The organism is Mixta sp. (genome assembly GCF_024610815.1).
Classification (GTDB): domain Bacteria; phylum Pseudomonadota; class Gammaproteobacteria; order Enterobacterales; family Enterobacteriaceae; genus Mixta; species Mixta calida.
The window spans coordinates 1-8332 of sequence record NZ_JANION010000223.1; the positions used below are offsets into that span (position 1 = coordinate 1).

General features: G+C 52.2%; 8 protein-coding genes and 2 pseudogenes. 5 read left to right on the forward strand and 5 right to left on the reverse strand.

What is annotated here, in order from left to right; all coding sequences use genetic code 11:
- Positions 1-85 (reverse strand): IS1 family transposase (locus tag MYY08_RS17135; RefSeq protein ID WP_353738463.1); only part of this gene is annotated, 85 nt, incomplete at its 3' end.
- On the opposite strand from MYY08_RS17135, the pseudogene MYY08_RS17140 reads away from it, so the two are divergent.
- A pseudogene (locus tag MYY08_RS17140) lies at positions 86-1300 on the forward strand (c-type cytochrome); the annotation flags it as partial.
- A gap of 102 nt (positions 1301-1402) precedes the next feature.
- Here the strand turns inward: MYY08_RS17140 and MYY08_RS17145 are convergent.
- On the reverse strand, positions 1403-1939 hold the full coding sequence (locus MYY08_RS17145) for a gluconokinase (protein WP_038627223.1): 537 nt from the start codon (positions 1937-1939) through the stop codon (positions 1403-1405).
- Between the two features lie 16 nt (positions 1940-1955).
- Positions 1956-2720 (reverse strand): gluconate 5-dehydrogenase, encoded by a 765-nt coding sequence (idnO, locus tag MYY08_RS17150; RefSeq protein WP_038627225.1) that lies wholly within the window; start codon positions 2718-2720, stop codon positions 1956-1958.
- A gap of 232 nt (positions 2721-2952) precedes the next feature.
- Here idnO and MYY08_RS17155 point away from each other — a divergent pair, with 232 nt between their 5' ends.
- The 3 genes from MYY08_RS17155 to MYY08_RS17165 all read left to right on the forward strand — a co-directional run bounded on the left by MYY08_RS17155 (position 2953) and on the right by MYY08_RS17165 (position 6460).
- The gene (locus tag MYY08_RS17155) at positions 2953-3945 is read left to right on the forward strand and encodes a LacI family DNA-binding transcriptional regulator (RefSeq protein WP_038627227.1); all 993 of its coding nucleotides are present in this window, start codon (positions 2953-2955) and stop codon (positions 3943-3945) included.
- A 156-nt stretch (positions 3946-4101) separates the two neighbouring features.
- A complete protein-coding gene (locus MYY08_RS17160; RefSeq protein WP_038627229.1) occupies positions 4102-5049 on the forward strand; it encodes a 2-hydroxyacid dehydrogenase in 948 nt (315 codons plus the stop codon).
- Between the two features lie 88 nt (positions 5050-5137).
- The gene (locus MYY08_RS17165; protein ID WP_038627231.1) at positions 5138-6460 is read left to right on the forward strand and encodes an MFS transporter; all 1323 of its coding nucleotides are present in this window, start codon (positions 5138-5140) and stop codon (positions 6458-6460) included.
- Positions 6461-6592: 132 nt separating this feature from the next.
- On the opposite strand, the gene MYY08_RS17170 is transcribed toward MYY08_RS17165, so the two are convergent.
- Positions 6593-7708 (reverse strand): L-dopachrome tautomerase-related protein, encoded by a 1116-nt coding sequence (locus tag MYY08_RS17170; RefSeq protein WP_038627233.1) that lies wholly within the window; start codon positions 7706-7708, stop codon positions 6593-6595.
- 106 nt (positions 7709-7814) lie between these two features.
- On the opposite strand from MYY08_RS17170, the pseudogene MYY08_RS17175 reads away from it, so the two are divergent.
- Positions 7815-8264, forward strand: a pseudogene (locus tag MYY08_RS17175) (cytosine permease); the annotation flags it as partial.
- Here the strand turns inward: MYY08_RS17175 and MYY08_RS17180 are convergent.
- Positions 8208-8332 (reverse strand): IS1 family transposase (locus MYY08_RS17180; RefSeq protein ID WP_001680212.1); only part of this gene is annotated, 125 nt, incomplete at its 5' end. The pseudogene MYY08_RS17175 and the gene MYY08_RS17180 sit on opposite strands and share 57 nt — an antisense overlap.

Here is an 8332-nt window from a genome sequence, read left to right on the forward strand (position 1 = left end):
GCTGATGTCCGGCAGTGCTTTTGCCGTTACGCACCACCCCGTCAGTAGCTGAACAGGAGGGACAGGTGATAGAAACAGAAGCCACTGGAGCACCTCAAAAACACCATCATACACTAAATCAGTAAGTTGGCAGCATCACCAATTTTCGCAGGCGGTACGCCATGGCGTACGCGCTGACGGCGCGCAGCTCTATCCCGCGATGCCTTACACCTCTTACAGCAAGATCACGGATGAAGATTTGCATGCGCTCTATTACTACTTTATGCATGGCGTGAAGCCGGTTGAGCAGAAAAACCGACAAACCAGCCTGCCTTTCCCCTTTAACCTGCGCTTCAGCATGTTCTTCTGGAACCTGATGTTTGCGGACGATAAGCCTTACCTGAGCGATGACAGCCAGAGTGCTGAGTGGAATCGGGGTAACTATCTGGTTAACGGCCTTGCGCACTGTAACACCTGTCATACGCCGCGCGGAGTATTGATGCAGGAGGCAGGCAACCGGCCGCTGGCTGGTGCGCCGATCGGCAGCTGGTACGCGCCTAACATCACATCCGATGCGATAAGCGGAATCGGTGGCTGGCGTAACGATGAGCTGGTTCAATACCTTAAGACCGGCCGGGCTGAGGGCAAAAACCAGGCGGCGGGCGGCATGGCCGAAGCGGTGGAGCATAGCCTGCAGTATCTGTCCGACAGCGATTTGAAAGCGATAGCGGTTTATCTTAAAAGCACGACGCCAATCCGTGACGAAGGCGACACGCAACCCGCCTACAGCTTTGGCAAACCAGCGGATGTGGAGAACAGCATACGCGGACGTAACGCCAATAACGCCAATCACTCACTGACGAATGGCGCGGCACTGTTCAGCGGCAACTGCGCCAGCTGTCATCAGCCAGACGGAGCCGGCAGCGCTAATCAGGCTTACCCTTCGCTGTTCCACAATACCGCGACGGGCATGCATAACCCAGCCAATCTGATTGCCGCTATTCTGTTTGGCGTGCAGCGCAACACCGCCGCGGGTCAGGTACTGATGCCGGGCTTCAGCTCACCCTCTTATGTTGACAAGCTGAGCGATGCGCAGGTCGCTGATATCAGTAATTTCGTGCTGGCGCATTACGGTAATCCAGAGGTCACCGTGAGTGCAGGTGACGTTGCCTGGGTGCGTCAGGGCGGCCACCCGCCGCTGCTGGCCAGGGCGCAACCGTGGATTATGCCGGGCATAGTGGCGTTGATCGTCATTCTGCTTGCGGTATGCGCAGGATTAACCTGGCGGCGCCGACGTCGGATAGCCCGAGACAATGGATGATTGCAGGCGTCAATCCGCTCTGTGCATCGGCACAGAGCGGATGATGGCATTGCGGGAAGCGGGCGGAACGCGGATGCGATGCGCCCGTATAAAAACAGGCAATCAGGACGCGACTTTTGTCATCTGCGCTGGCGCGGCGCTGACCAGGCTGATGCAGTGTGAAACGATATGGGAAAGAGCAGGTGAAATATCGACCGGGATAACATCGCCTTCCTCTTCGCCAGGGACTTCCAGCGTAGCAAACTGGCTTTGCAGAAGCGCCTCCGGCATAAAATGGCCCTGTCGTTGCCGCATGCGGTTCAATACAAACTGATAATCACCCTGCAACCAGATAAAACGCACATGCGCATTGCCCGCGCGCAGCGTATCGCGATAGCGTTTCTTCAGTGCGGAACAGACCAGAACACCCGCTTCGTTTTTCTGGCCCAGGCTAAAAATCACGTCGGAAATACGCGTGAGCCAGGGCAGACGATCCTCATCGTTCAGCGCCTGTCCGGCAGCCATTTTCAGGATATTTTCACGCGGATGAAGGTCGTCGCCGTCAAGGAATTTCGCATTCAGCGCCCTGGCGAGCGCCATGCCTACGGAGGTTTTTCCGGTGCCGGATACGCCCATTAAAATGATACATGGTACTGCCATAGCCAGATCCTCCCTGTTATACCGCCGCCAGCATGCCGCCATCGACGAACAACAGATGCCCGTTAACGAAATCGGACGCTTTTGACGAAAGAAACACCGCCGCACCCACCAGTTCTTCAGGATTGCCCCAACGCGCGGCAGGGGTACGCTTGCATAACCAGTCGGTGAATTCTTTATTGTCTGCTAACGCCTGGGTCATCGGCGTGCGGAAATAGCCCGGGGCGATACCGTTAACCTGGATATTATGACGCGCCAGCTCCACGCACATGCCGCGCGTCAGCATTTTTACCGCACCTTTTGCCGCCGCGTAAGGCGTAATGGTATCCCGACCCAGTTCGCTTTGCATTGAACAGATATTGACAATTTTGCCCTTTTTGCGCGCAACCATTTTTTTTGCCACGCATTGCGAGACGATGAATACGCCGGTCTGGTTGGTTGCAATAATATCGTTCCACTCATCAAGCGGAAATTCGGTAAAAGGATGGCGGCGTTGAATGCCGGCATTGTTAAATAACACATCAATCGGGCCTATGTTATTTTCAATATCCGCAACCGCCTGTTCCACCGCACGGGCATCGGCAACGTCAAACAGAGAAGTATGGGCTTTGAAACCTTCATCGCGTAATCGCATGGCAGCCTTTTCTGCCCGCTCTGCATGCGTGCCGTTGATGATGATTTCTGCCCCCTGTTGCGCCAGACCACGGGCCATAATGAAACCAATGCCCTGGGCGGCGCCGGTTATCAATATCCGTTTGTTGTTTAAGCTGAAAAGATCGTTCATCAACAAACCTGCCTTGTTTTGCCATTCATAACGCCTATATCACGGTTTTATGGCGTATAAAACTGTGACGGACGTCACTCTAATCCGTGTTACAAAACCCGGTTACCTTTGTTGTGAACTGTGGCAGGTCAGGCAGCCGAAATGGGCGGATCCGGTATCGGCGAATAATTCCTTTTCCCTCTGCCGGCAGGCATAATAATGTGATGGAATCGCCGTCTGACGGACATGAATAATGAAAATGCAACGCATAACGTTACATGATATCGCTACGCTGGCGGGCGTAACAAAAATGACGGTTAGTCGCTATTTACGCACGCCGGAAAAAGTAAAGGCGGAAACGGCGGAACATATCGCGAAAGTGATTGCGGAGGTTGGCTACCAGCCTGACGCCGATAATTCCGCCATGATCGGCAATACCCTGCCCCGCATCGGCGTGCTTATTCCTTCCTTTCATAATCAGATTTTTGCCGATTTGCTGGCAGGTGTGGAATCCGTTACCCGCGTACAGGGTTATCAGACGCTGGTGGTAAATTACGATTACGATCGCCAGCGCGAAGAAGAAAAGATCGCTACGGTATTGGCTTTTAATATTAAGGCATTGCTTCTGACTGAATCCGTGCATACGGTGCGCGCAGAAAAATATCTGAAAGCTGCAGGCATCCCGATTGCGGAAGTGATGGGCCTGACTCAGACGCCCGGACGCATCAGCGTAGGCTTCAATAATCACCGCGCCGGTCTGGATATGACGAATATGCTGCTGGCCAGCGGTAAAAAACACATTATCTATTTTGGTTCGATGTCCGATACGCGTGATGAACAACGCTATGCAGGCTATTGCGAAGCCATGACGGCGGCCGGACTCCCAGCGGGGCGCATAGCGCCGAATAAAATTTCTTCGGTTTCCATCGGTACAGGCATGATGACTCTGGCGCGGCAGATCTATCCCAATATGGATGGCATTCTCTGTACCAATGATGATCTGGCCGTTGGCGTATTGCAGGAGTGTCGCGCCGCAGGCATTCTTGTCCCCGATCAAATGGCGATCGCAGGTTTTCACGGGCTGGAAATCGGGCAGGTAACAACGCCGCAATTGGCCAGCGTGGTCACGCCGCGCTTCGAAATGGGCAAGGTCGCCACAGAAATTCTCATTAAAAAGATCCATCAACAACCCACCATCGAGCAGGTCGATTTGCATTATCGTCTGTCGATGGGCGCTACCATCTGAAATGTGTCACCCGATATAGCCGAATCGCCGTCACGATCACGCCATCAGTAACAGAGTTTCTTAACACTTTTTCATGTGATATTTATCACAAAAAAATACGTCAGAACGCCTTTAATAGTATCCATCTCAGGTAACGGAATGATTAAAGGAACGCTCATGACGCAACAAGCCCGCCCGAATATTTTACTGATTGCCCCGGTGCTCGATTCTCTGCTTGACCGTCTCAGCTCCGCCTTTGAGGTGCATCGTCTGTATGAACAGGATGAACCGCTGGCCTGGCTTGCCGCCGAGGGGACGCGCGTTCAGGCCGTTGTCACGCGTGGCGATGTCGGTATCAGCAATGCCGTACTGGAACAATTACCGCAGATCGGGCTGATTGCGATTTTCGGCGTAGGTACTGACGCCGTTGACCTTGATTATGCTCGCAAAGCGAATATTGCCGTCACCATCACTTCCGGCGTGCTGACTAACGATGTTGCTGACATGGCGATGGGACTGCTGCTGAGCGGCGCACGGCGCCTGTGTCTCGGCGATCGCTTCGTACGTGAAGGCCAGTGGCTCAGGCAAGCTCCCGCGCTCGGCACCCAGGTCAGCGGCAAGCGAGTCGGCATCGTGGGCATGGGCAATATCGGCCGCGCGATCGCTCAACGCGCGACGGCGTTTGATATGTCGGTATCCTATATCAGTTGTACGCCGAAACCGGAGCTTCCCTATACCCGGTGCGGGGACATTTACACCCTGGCGCGGGAAAATGATTTCCTGATCGTCGCCGCCTCCGGCGGCGCGGCAAACCGTGGACTGATCGATGCCTCGGTTCTTGAGGCGATGCCGGCGCACGCCTGGTTGGTCAATATCGCTCGCGGAACGCTGGTAGATGAAAACGCCCTGATTCAGGCGTTGCAGCGTAAAGCCATTGCTGGCGCCGCGTTAGACGTCTTCGAAGAAGAACCTCATGTCCCTGAAGCGCTTATCGCGCTGGATAATGTGATATTGCAACCACACGTCGGCAGCGCGACAGCGGAAACACGTCAAAAAATGAGCGATGTCGTTTTTGCTAATGTCGACGCGTTTTTTAAAGGGCGCCCCTTACCCAACGCTGTTTAATCCCGCATTCATTTTTATTCAGGCACTCACGATGTTGTTACCAACATCGTTAGCGCCGTACGTTCCGTAAATTCACAGAGGGCGCTGTATGGATAATAAAATACCGGGGACTCGGTGGTTACGTGTCATTGCCCCCATTCTGATTACCTGTATTGTTTCTTTTATGGATCGGGTAAATATCAGTTTCGCTTTGCCCGGAGGAATGGAACAGGATTTGGCGATAAGCAGCCAGATGGCGGGTATCGCCAGCGGCATCTTCTTTATCGGTTATCTGTTTTTGCAGGTGCCCGGCGGCCGGATTGCGGTAAACGGCAGTGGTAAACGTTTTATCGCCTGGTCGCTTGCCGCCTGGATGGCGGTCTCGATTGCGACCGGCTTCGTCACTAATCATTATCAACTGCTGGCGCTGCGCTTTATTCTTGGCGTGTCTGAAGGCGGCATGCTGCCCGTGGTGCTGACCATGGTCAGCAACTGGTTTCCGGAAAAAGAGCTGGGCCGTGCCAACGCGTTTGTCATGATGTTTGCGCCGCTGGGTGGCATGTTTACTGCGCCGATATCCGGCTGGATTATCAACGCCTTCGACTGGCGCTGGCTATTTATTATCGAGGGATTGCTTTCTGCCGCGGTGCTGCTGGTGTGGTGGCTGGTCATCAGCGATCGGCCTGAAGAGGCACGCTGGCTCCCGGAGCGCGAGCGCGAATACCTGATTCGCGAACTGCAACGCGAGCGCGAAGCGCGGCGCGATCAGCAACCGGTAAGCCGTGCGCCGCTGAAAGATGTATTCCGTAACAAAGGCCTGATGAAGCTGGTAGCGCTAAACTTTTTTTACCAGACGGGCGATTATGGCTACACCCTGTGGCTCCCGAGTATCTTAAAAAATCTGACTGGCGCCAATATGGCGGGGGTCGGTGTGCTGGCTGTGCTGCCTTTCGTGGCGACGATTGCCGGTATCTGGCTGATTTCCTTGTTCAGCGATCGTAGCGGGAAGCGGCGTGTATGGATAATGGCGTCGTTATTCTGCTTCGCCGCAGCCTTGCTGGCCTCCGTTATACTGCGCAACCATATTATCGCAGCTTATATTGCTCTGGTGATTTGCGGCTTTTTCCTCAAGGCGGCAACCAGTCCGTTCTGGTCCATTCCGGGAAGGATTGCGACTCCCGAAGTGGCTGGTAGCGCACGCGGCGTAATCAACGGTCTCGGCAACCTCGGCGGATTCTGCGGCCCTTATCTGGTGGGCATAATGCTCTATCTCTATGGTCAAAATGTGGCAATCTGCGCGCTTGCCGCTTCGCTGATCATTGCCGGGATACTCGCCATTTCTCTGCCGAAAGCATGTGACCTGACAGAAACGCAGCGACGCGAACGCCTTCAGCAATCAGGGATGCGACAGCAGACACGCCATAGCGGATGACCTTGAGGTCTCGCTTATCAAGCGAACGCAGCTGGCCATCCCGCACGCTGATTCGGCAATGTCCCGACGCATAATTTTATAACATGATCAAAGTCATTACCCAGGCCTCATTTTTTCATGAAGCCTGAGTTTTTATTGGACTTTCACTTTAACAACCAAATAAGGGGGACGTCTCAGATCCTTGCCATCATTAAGCTCTGCCAGTCGATTCCATTGCCCTAAGGTCGCATAAAGAAAACCGTTTTTGTAAGCCAGCCCGTCAGGCCATACATAGTTTTTTTCATCATGAGAAAGCAAACTATAGTTTCCCTTTGCATCTCTTTTAATCAGGGACTGCTGTTCATAAGCGCCAAAGTAAAGATTACCGGCGGAATCTTCCGCCAATCCATCATTAGCAGGATGCTGGCCTTCGAAATGAACAGCAGCCTCAATAGCCTTTTCATTTTTAGAAAAATCACTCAACACCGCGGTATCAATACTGTAAAGGTTGCGCCCGTTTAATACTGTCCAGTACAGTTTTTTACTGTCAGGACTCAAACTTACGCCATCTGCGCCTCCCAAAGGAAAGCTTTGGTGGTTAAAATCATATTGGTGGGGCTGACCTTCAAGAAAAGCGATATATCCCGGCTCAGGAGAGGTCGAATAGTGGTTTGTCAGGACTTCCCTCTGCTTTCCTGAAGCGATATCAATAATCACCAGTGAATAATGTTGTTCAAACCCTGAATTTGCAATATAGATTTCCCCCTGATCGCCATGTGTTAAATCCACACGCAAATCATTATAATGAGAACCTGAATTCAGGACCGGCTTATGAATGACAATATTATGAATAACCTTATTGCTTTTTGTGTCGATAGCGACAACTTTAGCCGCTCCCTCAGGTATCTCTTTATTTCCGGCAATCTTGCCGTCATCAAGCACCCAGAGCACGTCATTTTTATCCATATACATGCCATGAGGTGAAACAAGCCAGTGGTCATAATCCTGTTTATTTTTCAGACCTAACGTATTATCAGGATAAGGCACCAGCTTATTGCCTTTGACTTCTGCCAATGAATACCAGTTATGGTTATCCGCATGTCGGGGAAAACCTAAAAACACTCGATTACTGGAGCTAACCGCAATGCCGGATGGATCCGGATAGGGAGGGTTAATACTGGCGACAACTTCTGGTTTGGTATTAGCCGTTGCTGGCTGTATTAAAAACAGGGAAGCAGATACCGCACAAAAAAATAATTTTTTCCTCATCAGACTGATTCCTGTGTTGTAAATGATTTTATTAAAAGTCTAGTTTGAAAAAATAAATTTGCGCGCAGGGCTTCTCGTCAGGGAATAATTCCGATCAGATTTCAGGGTGTTATTTAGTTTTACGTTTTTACCGGCACGATGTTCGCAGGCGGCAAATCAGGCGTCTCTTTCTCTATCCACAATCTGTTGTGGATTGCTGTGGCAGGTAATTTTCTGTTGGCTCTGTATGCGGCGTCGCTGGGCTGGATAGCAGCGCGTAGCGGGCTTAATACCGTTCTGATGGGACGTTTCTGCTTTGGGAGGTCGGCAGCAAACTGGCTGATTTTATACTCGGTTTCGCCGAACCGGGATGGTATGCATGGGGTACGGCAACGGTCTCTCTTTAGTGAAAATTCTGGATTTACCGTCCACCCTAATCATCCCCTTGATGGTGTTGTTGGGCATTCTTTTTTGTATTACCGCTCTGGTTGGCTATAAAGGCCTGGGTAATGACTCCAACTTATTGATAGTGTTTTATGTTCAGATAATGCCCGATGACTTTGTCATGCAGCTCCACCGATTTTGAGAACGACAGCGACTTCCGTCCCAGCCGTGCCAGGTGCTGCCTCAGATTCAGGTTATGCC